This window comes from Klebsiella sp. MPUS7 (genome assembly GCF_009905335.1).
In the GTDB taxonomy this organism is placed as follows: Bacteria; Pseudomonadota; Gammaproteobacteria; order Enterobacterales; family Enterobacteriaceae; genus Klebsiella; species Klebsiella grimontii.
The window spans coordinates 3,097,648-3,111,817 of record NZ_CP047604.1 but is presented as its reverse complement, the minus strand read 5'-3'; the positions used below and the strand labels follow the sequence as shown (position 1 = coordinate 3,111,817).

Annotated in this window: 12 protein-coding genes; 4 read left to right on the top strand and 8 right to left on the bottom strand. The window is 52.6% G+C overall.

The features are described from left to right. Positions 1 to 7 precede the first annotated feature (7 nt). Positions 8 to 331, top strand: a complete 324-nt coding sequence (locus GUC22_RS14500) for a YdbL family protein (protein ID WP_154063528.1) — start codon at positions 8 to 10, stop codon at positions 329 to 331. Here GUC22_RS14500 and feaR read toward each other — a convergent pair whose 3' ends face one another. The 4 genes from feaR to GUC22_RS14480 all read right to left on the bottom strand — a co-directional run bounded on the left by feaR (position 332) and on the right by GUC22_RS14480 (position 5,579). Continuing rightward, positions 332 to 1,240, bottom strand: coding sequence for a transcriptional regulator FeaR (gene feaR, locus GUC22_RS14495; protein ID WP_160183598.1), 909 nt, complete (start codon positions 1,238 to 1,240; stop codon positions 332 to 334). It lies immediately after the preceding gene. Positions 1,241 to 2,396: 1,156 nt separating this feature from the next. Next, entirely contained in the window at positions 2,397 to 3,680 is a 1,284-nt protein-coding gene (gene arcA / locus GUC22_RS14490) for an arginine deiminase (protein ID WP_024358349.1), read from the bottom strand. A 14-nt stretch (positions 3,681 to 3,694) separates the two neighbouring features. Then, positions 3,695 to 5,194, bottom strand: coding sequence for an amino acid permease (locus GUC22_RS14485; RefSeq protein WP_071991909.1), 1,500 nt, complete (start codon positions 5,192 to 5,194; stop codon positions 3,695 to 3,697). A gap of 106 nt (positions 5,195 to 5,300) precedes the next feature. Next, positions 5,301 to 5,579, bottom strand: coding sequence for a hypothetical protein (locus GUC22_RS14480; protein WP_024358347.1), 279 nt, complete (start codon positions 5,577 to 5,579; stop codon positions 5,301 to 5,303). Between the two features lie 786 nt (positions 5,580 to 6,365). Between GUC22_RS14480 and GUC22_RS14475 the strand changes: the two genes are divergently transcribed. Together GUC22_RS14475 and GUC22_RS14470 are read left to right on the top strand one after the other, a co-directional pair. Next, a complete protein-coding gene (locus tag GUC22_RS14475) occupies positions 6,366 to 6,740 on the top strand; it encodes a hypothetical protein (protein ID WP_142384580.1) in 375 nt (124 codons plus the stop codon). 239 nt (positions 6,741 to 6,979) lie between these two features. Next, positions 6,980 to 8,479, top strand: a complete 1,500-nt coding sequence (locus GUC22_RS14470) for an aldehyde dehydrogenase family protein (RefSeq protein ID WP_160183597.1) — start codon at positions 6,980 to 6,982, stop codon at positions 8,477 to 8,479. A gap of 131 nt (positions 8,480 to 8,610) precedes the next feature. On the opposite strand, the gene GUC22_RS14465 is transcribed toward GUC22_RS14470, so the two are convergent. Genes GUC22_RS14465 through GUC22_RS14450 form a run of 4 tightly spaced genes read right to left on the bottom strand, consistent with a single transcriptional unit; the run spans position 8,611 to position 12,621 of the window. Beyond that, on the bottom strand, positions 8,611 to 9,342 hold the full coding sequence (locus tag GUC22_RS14465; RefSeq protein ID WP_049090307.1) for a class II aldolase and adducin N-terminal domain-containing protein: 732 nt from the start codon (positions 9,340 to 9,342) through the stop codon (positions 8,611 to 8,613). A 4-nt stretch (positions 9,343 to 9,346) separates the two neighbouring features. After that, on the bottom strand, positions 9,347 to 10,177 hold the full coding sequence (locus tag GUC22_RS14460) for an ABC transporter substrate-binding protein (RefSeq protein WP_004121052.1): 831 nt from the start codon (positions 10,175 to 10,177) through the stop codon (positions 9,347 to 9,349). 23 nt (positions 10,178 to 10,200) lie between these two features. Next, positions 10,201 to 11,073, bottom strand: coding sequence for a phytanoyl-CoA dioxygenase family protein (locus tag GUC22_RS14455; protein ID WP_154955400.1), 873 nt, complete (start codon positions 11,071 to 11,073; stop codon positions 10,201 to 10,203). A gap of 27 nt (positions 11,074 to 11,100) precedes the next feature. Next, positions 11,101 to 12,621, bottom strand: a complete 1,521-nt coding sequence (locus tag GUC22_RS14450; protein ID WP_024358339.1) for an amino acid ABC transporter permease/ATP-binding protein — start codon at positions 12,619 to 12,621, stop codon at positions 11,101 to 11,103. 486 nt (positions 12,622 to 13,107) lie between these two features. Here GUC22_RS14450 and GUC22_RS14445 point away from each other — a divergent pair, with 486 nt between their 5' ends. Further along, a complete protein-coding gene (locus GUC22_RS14445; RefSeq protein ID WP_004139133.1) occupies positions 13,108 to 14,025 on the top strand; it encodes a LysR family transcriptional regulator in 918 nt (305 codons plus the stop codon). Positions 14,026 to 14,170: the final 145 nt, after the last annotated feature.

Genomic DNA, 14,170 nt, shown 5'->3' with positions numbered 1-14,170 from the left:
GGCGATGATGAGAATACGACTGATAACCACGACGCTGGCGCTGGTGCTGTTCAGCGCTCAGGCGCTGGCCCTGACCCTCAATGAAGCTCGCCAGCAGGGGCGGGTCGGCGAAACCCTCAATGGCTATCTTGAACCGCTGCGTCAGGATAACGAAACCCTTGAACTGGTGAAGCAGATCAACGCCGCCCGCAGCGACAGCTATCAACAACTGGCGGATGACAATAATCTACCGGTGGATCAGGTGGCGAAAATGGCCGGGCAGAAGCTGGTCGCCAGGGCGCAGCCGGGCGAGTACGTGAAGGGCCTTAACGGCAAATGGCTGAAAAAATAGCTATCGGCAGCGCTTGCGATACTCTCCCGGCGAGACGCCGAAACGCTGCTTAAAGGCGGTGGAGAAATGGCTATGATCGCTGAACCCCCAGCTGTAGCCAATCCCCGCGAGCTTTTCATCATCATGGGCGCTTTGCAACGCGCGGGCGCACAAATCGAGCCGACGATTCTTAATATATTGCGCCACCACCAGCCCTTTTTCCGCAAACAGCCGGTAAAGACTGCGCACCGACATGCCGGTTTCGCTGGCCAGCCACTCCGGGCGCAGATGTTCCGCCTGAATCGACTCATCGATTAACGCCATGATTTTCTGAAACTGCTTATCGCGCCGGGACGGCTGGGCTTCCTGATGATGCAGCATCGGACGCAGCAGGCAGACGATGGCCTCCAGCGCCGCTTTGCTTTCGCTGGCCGAGAGTTCAGGGCTGTTCATGCTTTCATGTAGCAGGCGCTGGCTGAGCTGGACCATCGGCAGGCTTTTCGCCAGCCGCGTAGCGATGCTGATTTCACTGCCGCGCAGCTGCTGCTCCAGCAGCGATCTTGGCAGCAGCAGGGAGGCCTGGCGCGAGGTTTGCTGCCAGATAATCGAGCATGGACGAGACGCATCAATCAGGGTGATATCGCCGCTCTCCAGCATCGCCTGGCGGCCATCCTGCTCGATCGTCGCCTGGCCCGCGAGCTGGAAGACGGTATAAAACCAGGCGTCATTATCGCGCTGGATCTCTTGTCGGGTACGGTAGAGATTGATGCCGCGGGCGGTCACCGTGCTGACTTTCAGGTCGCCGGCATAGCTGGCGTCGATCTCACCGTGGAAATGATCATCCAGCGGACGGGCGGCGAACTGCCCGCAGACCTGATTGATTTTTGCTAACCAATGCTGGTAATTCTGCCCACGATTTTCCGTATTCATCGCGCATCCCTTGTAATAATAATGTTTTTGCATTGTTGCATTTATGATGCCGGAGGCAAGGGCAGAAGGCGGAGTATATGAAAGAACTATTACCTGGATCACAGTATCATTTTAAAAAAATATTATGTTACACGTTACTCTTCTGCTGCTTATCCTTTTGACAATTAACCCGCTTAAAAAAGGAGGGGATATATTCTGCTAGTAAACTAGATAAGAATACAATTCCCTCCCTATATTCATCGGATGATTTTCGTGCCCGCAGTTCTCACGCTATAGTTGAGAGTATATTCTCTCGTCAATGCGGCAGACGAAGTCATTATATTGTGAGTTTACTCAAAAATTCAGGGACCGTTTTACCGTCTTGTGCAGAACTACCATGTACGCCAGCTTCGCACCTTTTTCATGTTCTTTTTGTCTCTCCCGCAACCTTGCGGCGTGTCCATAGTTGATCAAAGCGTTTTTGTTGAGGGTCCTGTAATTCAGGTCTCTGTGACCATTGTTTTGCACAAAAGGGTTTCTGAGACGATTTTTCCATAAAGCACTCCCGTTCAGTCTTTTAGACTATTCCAGCGTTATTCATCAATGTTGGATTGATATTAGCATTACCAGAGGGTGGTGTATTTCAGTCTGTGTTTATGTTTGTAAATGTGGAATATAAATATATTTAGAATCTGCTTGTATCATTCGCAGCATGTTGCTGCCCGCTGGAGGACTGGATATGCGGGGATCGGCTCCAGGGAAATCTATCCTGACCCAAGCATCTATATCGATAACGGGATTTTTCGTAATAAATAGATCATTCTCGGGACGCTAACAGGAAACGCGGTCGGGTATGTAAGCTACCTATCTAAAAGAGATGCTCTGACGCGACATGGCGTTATCATCGACCGGTTTCCCATTGTCGGATAATACAAGAGGTGATTCGTGGATGGGGCGTAATCTGTTTATTTTAAATAACGCTATGCGTAGCGCCAGTTTTTGAAGCAGTAGGCCATGCAGTAATTAACAAGGATAACTTCAAAATTATCCCGATTAATGGAACGGTACAGGAACCAGATAAATATCCTTGTTCCTGTACTGTTCACCACGAGACTATTTTTCCTTTTCCAAAATGCTATCCGCCTCCTGCGAGCTGCAAATTTGTTTCGCTTTGCTATTAATAATCAACTGAGTCCCGGATAATCGGACAGGTCATGCAGTGACCACCACCGCGACCGCGACCTAACTCGCTACCAACAATGGTTATCACCTCAATCCCGCTTTTACGGAGTTGTGCGTTGGTCTTGGTGTTGCGGTCATAGGCCACGACAACACCAGGTTCCAGCGCAACCATATTCGCGCCGCTATCCCACTGCTGACGCTCCATGTCGTAGTCATTACCGGCTGTTTCCACGACTCTTAATTTTTTGAGATTAAGCGCGCTGGCTACCGCGTCTACAAAATTATCTTCATCCTTGGTTAAGCGTATTCCGTAGGGCGATCTTTCATCAGGGCGCAATGAAAATGTTTTAATTTGATTAACAATAGGTGGATAAAGCGTGACGAGGTCCCGGTCGCAAAAGGTAAAGACGGTATCAAGATGCATCGCGGCTCGCTGCTTCGGCATGGCGGCAATCATCACCCTCTCAATACCCGAATGCTGATCCGCAAAGAGCGCTTGAGCAAGCTGCGCTATCGCCTGGTAAGAGGTGCGCTCGCTCATGCCAATTAACACTGTATTATTACCGATCGGCATGACGTCACCTCCTTCAAGAGTAGCCGTACCGTGGTGGATCGTTGGATCGCCGTACCACACGTTAACCTTGCCAGCGAAATCCGGATGGAACTTATAAACGGAAGTCGCAAGCACCGTCTCTTCATGGCGGGCTGGCCAGTAGAGGGGATTCAGAGTAACGCCGCCATTGATCCAGCAGGTGGTATCACGGGTGTAAAGCGCGTTAGGTAAAGGAGGAAGCAGGTACTGACTCTGCGCGATAGCGGCGTGAAGAAGTCTGCACTCTTCTTTATCGTATTTTCCGCCTGAGGCGTGTAGCAGTTCCAGCGTTGAAAGACCGCCAAGGAGAGTCTGCGCGAGTTCGCGGGCGGGAATATTATCGAGAAAATCTCGCGTTTCGTCTATCAGGCCCAGGGGCACTTCATCCGCTACAATTTGTAAATCCAGGATCCATTTACGCGCCAGAGGATTGTTTACCGTCTCCTCCAGCAGGTGATGAAACTCAACAACTTCAACGTCGCGCTCGCGCATTTTATTCATAAAATCGAAATGATCGCGCTTGGCGTTTGCCACCCACAGCACATCGTCGAACAACATTCTGTCGCAGTTGCCCGGGGTAAGGCGTTCATGCGCCATCCCGGGTGAACATACCATGACTTTCCTTAATTTACCGACCTCAGAATAAACGCCAAAGGTGGAAGATATGTTTTTATTTTCAGTAAGCATAATATTTCCGTTTATTAAATATGGATGAGCCCAGTTGCGATAGCATAGATACCGATGATGGCTCCGGCCATCAGCAGGACAAACAGCAGGCGTTCACGTCGGGTAAAAACTTTTGACGAATTTTCTTTCCTTGCGAGGTAGTAAAGAATGGTTCCCGGGCCGTAAATAATGGTAGAAAGTAAAAGATATTTTACGCCGCCAGCATAAATCATCATCAGTGAATAAATTAGGGCGATAGCGGACAATATCAGCCCCTTCCTTATCTCTGTTCCAGAGCCGGAGTAGGATTCCCCGGTTAACGCAAGCTTTAAAGCATATGCGCTGACAAGGAAATAAGGAATTAACGTCAGCGAGCTGGTTAACTCCAACGCTAGCTGAAAGGCGTAGTCGGTGAACAACGTGATGATTAAAAAGACCTGAATAAATATGTTGGTCAACCACACGGCCTTATAAGGAACTCGATTAGCGTTCTCTTTAGCCAATATTTTTGGCATCAATCCAGATTTTGCAGCGCTGTATAACACTTCTGCTGCCAGTAATGACCAGGAGAGATAGGCGCCTAAAACCGATATGACCAGAGCAATACTGATAAATATCATCCCCGGACGACCGACAATTGTCTCCAGTACCCCCGCCATCGAGGGTTGACGAAGCGCGGCAAGCTCCGGTCGTAAAAGTACCCCATATGAGAGGAGAGTAACCAGACACAGAATGCACAGGACACCGATAAAACCGAACACCGTGGCGGTACCGATATGGCTACGTTTTTTCGCCAGGCGGGAATACACGCTCGCTCCCTCTATCCCGAGAAAGACGAATACCGTCACCAGCATGGTATTGCGGACCTGCGAAAATAAGGACTCGTGCTCATTGTCAGGCGCGGCGATATAGTGCACAAGGTCATGGTACCCTTCAGACAGGGTATGGGAGTCAATATCCCTGATGTCGGGTCCCCCCCAGAAGTTAACGGTGAAAATGTCAGCGTTGAACGCGAACATAAGAACGACAATAAAGACACCTATCGGAATAATTTTGGCCCAGGTGACCACCGTATTAATAATTGCAGCTTCTTTTACGCCCCGTAATACCAGAATATGGAAACACCACAGAACAATAGAGGCAGTGAGAATCGCGTATAAAGTATTGCCATCACCAAAGATAGGGGAAAATGTGCCGAGGGTTGATTTTATCAGCACAAAATAAGATACGTTGCCGATACAGGTCCCCGCCCAAAAACCGAGCGCAGAAGTAAACCCAAGGTAATTACCGAAGCCATCTTGAGCGTAAATAAATATACCCGAATTCAGATGTGGTTTTCTTGTCGCCAGAGTCTGAAAGACCAGGGCGAGGGTTAACATTCCCCCACCAGCGATACACCACGCGATGATGGCACCAAGCCCTCCAGCTGCGCGTCCGAAAGTGGCGGGAAGTGAAAATATCCCTGCACCAATCATCGAACCGACCACCAATGCGGTCAGCGCAGGCAAAGACAGCTTTGCATCTGATTTATTCATGATTGAATATCTTGCTCTTATAAATTAATAATAAAACTCTTCTCGCAGTAGATTCTCTGCGTAAGTCCATACAGGTAAAAATGAGGTAGCATCCCGTCAAATTATGTCAAAGCCCGGTATAAATAAGCGTAAAAAAACGAATATTGACAGTGATGGCTAACATCACCAGCATAGACAGGACAAACATTATGCCCATTCGCATAGACTCTATTTTTTTCTCATAGAAGTTGAGATCTTTATTTTTATGGATTTTTCTACGTTGATAGATAAACATAACACATAGTGAAATATATAGTACTGGAGAAATAAGGTGAAGGTAGCCATAAGACCACAACAACAGTTCACTGGTGCCCATGGCGATAAGCCAGGCTATAATAAACAACATATCATTTCCTTTTATACAATGGTTTTAATGGAATTTAGACTTTAAGTAGAAAAAAATGGCAAAAATGACATCTACGAAAATCCATAGACCGCTTAGCAATGCGATATTTTTAATAGCGCCAATCCAGAATGTCGTATCGTGACGCATTCGATGTTCCGTGAACGGGGATGAGGGACTAAAATATAGTGTGTAAATACTGATGGTTAGCATTACTGCATTCACTATGATGAATGCAGTGAATATAATTCTGCTGATACTTTTTTTTCTCTTTAGTTTATGTTTCATAATGTTCACGCAATTGGTTTTCGCTTTATTAACCAGATGTTAGTAATCAATATTAAACGGATGTTAAACAAAGGAGGCAGGCTCCTTGATCGGAATCAATTTAACGAACGTTAAAAGACTATTGAGGGTCGTTTATAAATCGTTTAATAAGGCATGATATTGTGGCATTATCTTACATGTGGTTTGCTTATTAAATAAAAAAAAGAGAGCCGTGGTCAGGAGCTCGATGTGTCATCGACGAATCTATCTGCGATTGCAGAATATTATCTCCATAATGTTTAAATATGCCATGCTCAGTACAGTGAGAACTATTTATATGCTGAAATATAAGTATTGATAATATTGGGGTGGGTTTAATAGAACCACTGCTTGCATAGTTTTTTCAATATACCATGATTATTGTGAGTGATAGGGTTAATGCTCAGGAATATCGTCTTTTTTGTGTTTTTTTTACTCGCAGTAGTAGGGTGTAGAGGACCTTCAATTAATGCCGATAATTATATGAAAAAGGCGTTTTATGGACAAGAAATACCCCCCTCATACGGTATTGTTACTGGTGTAAACTATATAACTATCCAAAACGATACGGGTTACAATACTGTAGGTACAATTAGCGGCGGGGCTCTCGGTGGTATTACCGGATATACCCTTACTGGTCAGCGCCAGGTGATAGTGGGTGTTGCGGCCGCTGGCGTGTTGGCCGGGCAAGCGATGCAAAGACGGTTGGCTCGTAGCCAGCTTGTTGAATTATTTATCAGGCCCACTGACGGACGTGATTTTGTTGTTGTCCAGCCAACAAGAGGAATGCCTTTTTTTGTCGGACAGAAAGTCAAGGTCGTTTATCGACGAGGCAATATTATCATTTTGCCAGGATAAATGAGAAGGGTAGCAAGGTTAATATAACGACAGGAGAGGATATCATCATTGAAGGTGGCCTCGAACATCTGTATCAGGCCTGGTCAGCAGGCGTTTTTCAATAATGTATACCTGCCCATCTAATCGACTTCATTGCGGCGGCTGTCACAGCGGCAAAAACGAATGTCACAGAGAAAAAAGCGTGAATCGCGACCCCGGCATAGACTGATACCACTATCCGCGAACAATAAGGAAGGGGTATGTCCACATCACAGGTCGCGCTACTCGCCAGCGTGCAGCAGTTTTTAGACAGACAGCATGGTTTGTACCTCGACGGTACGCAGCAGGCGGCAGAGAGTGAACAGCGTTTAACCATCTGGAACCCGGCCACCGGTCAGGCTATCGCCAGCACCGCGGACGCTAACGCCGCGGATGTCGATCGGGCGGTAATGTCCGCCTGGCGCGCTTTCGTTTCCCGCAGCTGGGCAGGGCGGACCCCCGCCGACCGCGAACGGATCCTGCTGCGCTTCGCCGATCTGGTGGAGCAGCACGGCGAGGAGCTGGCGCAGCTGGAGACCCTTGAACAGGGGAAATCGATTAACATTTCCCGCGCCTTTGAAGTGGGCTGCACCCTGAACTGGATGCGCTATACCGCCGGGCTGACCACCAAAATCAGCGGCCGCACCCTGGACGTATCGATTCCCTTCCCGGCGGGCGCGCGCTATCAGGCGTGGACCAAAAAGGAGCCGGTGGGCGTTGTGGCCGGGATCGTGCCGTGGAACTTCCCGCTGATGATCGGCATGTGGAAAGTGATGCCCGCGCTGGCGGCTGGCTGTTCAATCGTCATTAAGCCGTCGGAGACCACCCCGCTGACCCTGCTGCGGGTGGCGGAACTGGCAACCGAGGCGGGCGTGCCGGACGGCGTCTTTAACGTAGTGACAGGCAGCGGGGCCGGATGCGGCGCGGCGCTGACCTCGCATCCGCTGGTCGCCAAGGTGAGCTTTACTGGATCGACTGCTACCGGTAAACAGATTGCCCGCATGGCCGCCGATCGCCTGACCCGGGTCACGCTGGAGCTGGGCGGCAAGAACCCGGCTATCGTGCTGAAAGATGCCGATCCGCAGTGGGTGATTGAGGGCTTAATGACCGGCAGCTTCCTGAATCAGGGGCAGGTGTGCGCCGCCAGTTCGCGAATTTATATCGAAGCGCCGCTGTTCGATACGCTAGTGAGCGGCTTTGAGCAGGCGGTGAAGTCGCTACAGATCGGACCCGGAATGCTCGAGAGCAGCCAGATTAACCCGGTGGTGTCTCAGGCGCACTGCGCCAAAGTGGCCGCCTATCTTGATGAAGCCCGTCAGCAGAAGGCTGAGCTAATTAGCGGTCACGCGGGGCCGGATGCGCAGGGCTACTATATTGCACCGACGCTGGTGATTAACCCCGACGCAGGGCTGCGCCTGAGCCGGGAAGAGGTTTTCGGCCCGGTGGTGAATCTGGTGCGCGTGGCCGATGACGAAGAGGCGCTGCGCCTGGCCAACGACAGCGATTTTGGCCTGACCGCCAGCGTCTGGACCCGCGATTTGACTCAGGCGCTGAGCTACACCGACCGCCTGCAGGCGGGGACGGTGTGGGTCAACAGCCATACGCTGATCGACGCCAATCTGCCGTTCGGCGGCATGAAGCAGTCCGGTACCGGCCGCGATTTCGGCCCCGACTGGCTGGACGACTGGTGCGAAACGAAGTCGGTTTGCGTGCGTTACTAGCCGCCTGTTCCCCGGCGGCGGCTGATGCCTTACCGGGGCTACAAGCTGCTCGGCGCCTTGAATCCTGCACGACCCCGCAGGCCCGGTAAGGCGCCAGCCGCCACCGGGCGTTTTTCTCCGGGAGTAGGCCGTCAGTCCAGCAATGACGGATCGGCGTCGATCATCATCTGCTTCATCTCTTCAAAATGCTGGCGCGAAAAGTCGGCGATCCCCTCCCAATCCTGCGCGGTTTTCTCCGCTACCGCAGCGGAGAGCACCTTCAGCGGCTGCCCCGTTGACCAGGCGGTCACCAGAATCTGACAGGCGCGCTCCAGGGTCCAGATATCATCGAAAGCCTCGCCAATCGACGGCGCGGTCACCAGCACCCCGTGATTGCCCATCAGCAGCCGGCGCTTATCGGCCAGCAGTGCCGCCAGACGCGCGCCTTCCGCCGTGGTATCCGCCATACCGCCGTATAACGTATCGACGGCCAGCCGATTAAAATAGCGCGCCGTATTCTGATCGATCGGCGGGATATGCGGCGTCTCGAGGCAAGCGACGCTGGTGGTATACACCGGATGCAGGTGCAGCACCACCCGCACCTCCGGCAGGCGCTGGTGGATTTGCCCGTGAATCGCCCACGCCGTGGCGTCGACGTCAGATCGCCGGGCGCAGGCTTCATCATCGGCGTCCAGCAGCAGCAGGTCGCTGGCGCGGAGGCGCGAAAAGTGTTTCCATTTCGGGTTCAGCAGGAATTTTTTGCCGTCCGCCGAGAGGGCCGCGCTAAAGTGGTTGGCCACCGCCTCGTGCATTCCGAGATGGGCGATGATACGAAAGGTCGCCGCCAGGTCGATGCGGGTCTGTTCTTCATAAGACCGGGCCATGTCGTTACTCCGCCTTCGGCATCAGGGTTTGCAGGTCCTCCGGCGTCGGCGCCTGGAAGTTATATTTCTTCAGCAGCGCGGCGTATTCCGGCGTCGCGCTGTATTTCTTCAGCCCTTCCTCCAGCGCGGTTTTCACTTCGCTATTGCCTTTTTTCACCCCAAAGCCGTTGAGCACCGGATAAATCAAGGTTTCGGAAGAGATCGTCACCCGATCGCCAAGCTTATCAATCACGCCGCGCGCCACCGCCGCATCGGTGATTTGCGCCTCAACCGCCCGCGACAGCAGCGCCTGGGTGGTTTGCGGGTCGGTGGTATATTCGCTAAGCGCTATCGGCTTCAGGCCCTTTTTCACGCAGTAGTCGGCGGAGAGCTTTTGCAGCTGCGCCAGCCATGAGGTCGCGCCCATAGAGCCAATTTTATGACCGCAAAACTCTTCCGGCGTTTTCGGCTGATAGTCGCTGCCTTTCAGCGCGAGGATCGCTTCGCCGCTTTTCAGATAGGGCACCATATCGATAACCTTCAAACGCTCGGCGGTGATGTACATCGACGAGTTGGTGATATCGAAGCGTCCGCCCTGCAGACCCGGAATCAAATTCGGAAACCGGGTATCAATATTCACCGCCTCGCGGCCCATGGTTTTCGCCAGCCCGGCGAGAAACTCGATATCGAACCCGGCGGGTTTGTTGTTTTCCATATATTCATACGGGAAAAAGGTCATATCCGAACCGGCGGTGATTTTCCCCGGCTGCTGGAAGGCCAGGGCGCTAAAGGACGACAGGGCGCCGGCGGCGCAAAGGAGCAGGACAGCAGGGCGCAAAGCATTAATACGTTTCATAGAACCTCCAAAGAGTGGGCAAATTACATGCTGGCGCGATCGGTACCGGCCTGCTGGACGAAAAAGGATGCGCCGCGCGGTTTTTGCGGCAGACGTAAATGATTAACGGTACTACGCACCAGGCCGCTCTCTTCGCCGGCAACCATCTGCCCGGCGTGAAGGCTGGGCAGCGGATTTTCGCCGAACGGCAGGGCATCTTCCGCTGCGTAGACGCTGATAAACAGCGTGCGCGGGAGGTCGGTTTCATTACGGCTGGAGGCGTGAAGCAGGCGGGTATGCATAAAGCACACTGAACCCGCCGGGCCGAAACAGGCCTGCGGCTGCTGGCAGTGGGCTTCTTCGACCTGCGGGTCCACGGCGCCGGTAAAACGCGCGTTTTGCCAGTGGGACCACAGCGGCCCCTGGTGGCTTCCCGGGACCACGTTGAGCGGACCGTTTTCCGGCGTCACTTCGCTAACCATCAGCAGGGCGGTGATAATGTCGTCGTTGCTGTGGGGGGTGAACAGAAAATCCTGATGCCATTTCACCTGCGTAGCGGTGTGCGGCAGCTTGGAGTTGATTTTGCTGTGATGAAAACGGGTCCCGCTGCCGCCGATGAGCTGGCCGGCAATCGCCGCCATCCGCGAATCAAGGGCGGCGCGGCGGTAGGCGGCGGAAATCTCGGTGGGCGAACTCACCCGGCGCAGCGAGGGGTGATGCGGCGCGTGATCGCTTTCGAGGTCGAAGCGCGGACGGCCGTCCAGGGTTTCGCCCCACGCCTCGCTATGCTGGCGGCTCTCTTCGACCCAGGCGTCGAAATCGGTCTGCAGCAGAGCCACCTCCTCGGCGGAGAGCACCTCTTCAACAACCAGAAAACCCTGCTGATGAAACTGTTCGATTTGCCACTGCGCGATCATATTTTTCTCCTTTCGGGAACGGAGGCGTTAAGCCAAAGAGACATCTTTCAGGAAGGCGTCCACGCGCGGATGCTGGCCGTCGCGCATTGCCTGAGGCGTGTCGTCGCAGACCACGCGTCCTTTTTCCATAAACACAATTCGGTCGGAAACCTTAAAGGCGAAGTTCATCTCATGGGTGACGATCACCATGGTGATACCTTCATGGGCCAGCGATTCGATAACCTGCAGAACCTCGTTAACCTTTTCCGGATCCAGCGCCGAGGTGGGTTCATCGAACAGCATAATTTGTGGGCGCATCATCAGGGCGCGGGCAATCGCTACCCGCTGCTGCTGGCCGCCGGAAAGCTGATGCGGATATTTCCACGCGTGTTCCAGCATCCCAACTTTATGCAGCAGTTCGCAGGCGTGCTGCTTAAGCTCGCCTTCGCTGGCGAGATGGTGATAGCGAGGCGCCAGCAGCAGGTTGCCGAGCACAGTCAGGTGGGGAAACAGGTTGAAGCTCTGGAAGACCATGCCGATATTCTGGCGATGCTCGCTGTTCTCCATAAAACGCGGCTTCTGCTGCCCCTGGCGGTCGAGGTGAATAAATGGCTGACCGTTGATTTTGATCTCGCCGTTATCGATCTGCTCAAGGCCGTTCAGCAGGCGGATCAGCGTGGTCTTACCGGAGCCGGATGGGCCAATGACGGAGACGACTTCGCCGGGCTGAATTTGCAGGCTGACCGCGCCCAGCACTTCGACATTGTTATAGGCTTTATGCAGCTTAGACGCCTGCAGCGCCGGCTCCTGCGCGACGCTAACGCTGCGGGCCATTGCCGGACGTCGCGCCGTGGCCATTTGCTGCATTTCTTCATCCACCGGACGCGTGGTTTTACGTTGCGTGACGTCGAGCCAGGTCTCGAGGCGCTTAAGCAGGAAATCAAACACCGTGACGATCAGGATGTAGTAAAACGCCACCGCCGCCATGGTCTCCATGACGAGGAAATTCTGCGAATAGAGGCGCTGGCCGACCATTAAGATCTCGGTCAGGGAGATAACCGACACCAGCGAGCTGAGCTTGACGATGGCGATATACTCATTGGCCAGCGCCGGTAGGGCGACGCGCAGCGCCTGCGGGATCACCACGCGCCACTGGGTGCCGGCATAGCGCAACCCGAGCGCGCGGGCGGCTTCGCTCTGTCCTTTCGGAATCGACAGCAGCCCGCCGCGATGAATTTCAGCAATATAGGCGGCTTCGCTCAGCACCATCGCCAGCAGCCCGGCCCAGAACGGGTCGTTCAGCACCGGCGCGAAGGAGGGCAGCGCCTGCGGCATGTTGTAGACAAAAATCAGCAGCACCAGCAGCGGCATGCTGCGAAACAGCCAGATATAGAGGCGGGCAGGCGCGTTAAACAGCTTGCGCGGCGACTGTTTGGCCAGCGCCAGAATAAATCCCAGCACAATGCTGAAAGCCCAGGTCAGCAAACTTAATTTGATGACGGTCCAGGTGGCCTGCCAGAAATCGACATCGCTGAGCAGGCTTAACATATAGTTCCAGTTAAACGTCATGGGCTATTTCACTCGCCATAATTAACGGAAATTAAGGCGATTCCCCTGTTCTAAAATGGGGAGCCGCCGGCGTTCATCTTGCCCTGACACTATGCTGGCACTGTTCGACCGGTGGCAATTAGTAAATTTTTGGCCTTTAAGTTTAAAAAAACTATACAGCTATATTAACCCCAAGGAATTTAACGCAATTAATGAGAAACAACATTTAAACAACTTAAAAACAATCGCCGTTATTTTTAAACCTGATTTTTGGCAAAACGGTAATTTGTGCAATATTGGGGCGTGCCGCGGGCAAATAAGGTGCAGGGCGATGCTTTATGGTGCAAAACGCGAAATCAGGCAAAAAAGAGGGCGGGTAATTAAATAGATGCGGCGGTTATTTGCCGACGATATACAGCGCAAACGGTATGGCACGATGCTTGCAGGCTGCTTATTGTAAAACTAAGCCCGTTCGCAATAAGACAATATTTTATCAATGGTGACGCGATGAACCGATTTACCCTCAAACAGCTTAAGTATTTCGTGACGGTGGTGGAAACGGAGAGTATCGCCGAGGCTTCCCGCCAGCTGCATATTGCCCAGCCGTCGATCTCCATTGCCATCAAAAACCTGGAAAGCACCTTCGACCAGCAGCTGTTTATTCGCCACCACGCGCAGGGCGTATCCCTGACCTCAAGCGGGCGGCGCTTCTACGATAAAGCTAAAGAGCTGCTGCGGCTGTCGTACGAGTTTGAGCAGAACTCGCGGGCGGATAAAGAGCTGGTATCCGGGACGATTTCCGTCGGCTGCTTTGAATCCGTGGCGCCGCTGTATATGCCAAAACTGGTGGCGGGATTTAAAAAAATGTATCCCGAAATCACTCTCCAGCTCTACGACGGCGAACAACATGAGCTGATGCACGGCCTGCATCGCGGGCGTTTCGATCTGGCGCTGGTCTACGATCTGGAACTGGGTCATTCCATTCATAAAGAGCTGCTGAACGCTCCGCACAAGCCCTATGCTTTACTGCCTGCCTCTCATCCGCTGGCGCAGAAAAAAAGCGTCACGCTGCAAGAGTTAAGTCGTGAGCCGATGATTTTGCTCGATGCGGTTCCCAGCAAAAACTATTTTGTCTCAATATTTAAAGAGAAAGGTTATCACCCGGAAGTGGCCTACAGTTCACCCTCTATTGAAATGGTGCGCTGTATGGTCGGGCAGGGATTAGGCTTTTCGGTCCTCGTGACTCGTCCGCTATGCGATATGACCTATGACGGTGAAAAGCTGGTGCAGCTGGATATTGCCGACGAGATGCCCGCGTCGACATTAATTATGGCGCACCTTGCCAATAATGAACCCACGCGCCCGACGCAGCTGTTTATGGATTATTGCCGCAGCATAGAATTAACGCCCCATCAGCACGCGTAATGTAATTAACGCGGCCGCAAGCGTTATTTTCCCGCTGCGTTATCCAGCCTCGTAAATTTCTATTCAGACGATCGTTTTATAATAATTTACCATTTCATCACACTTACTTAACCTGAGTTCTGTCAATCCCGGCGGATAAGCCGGA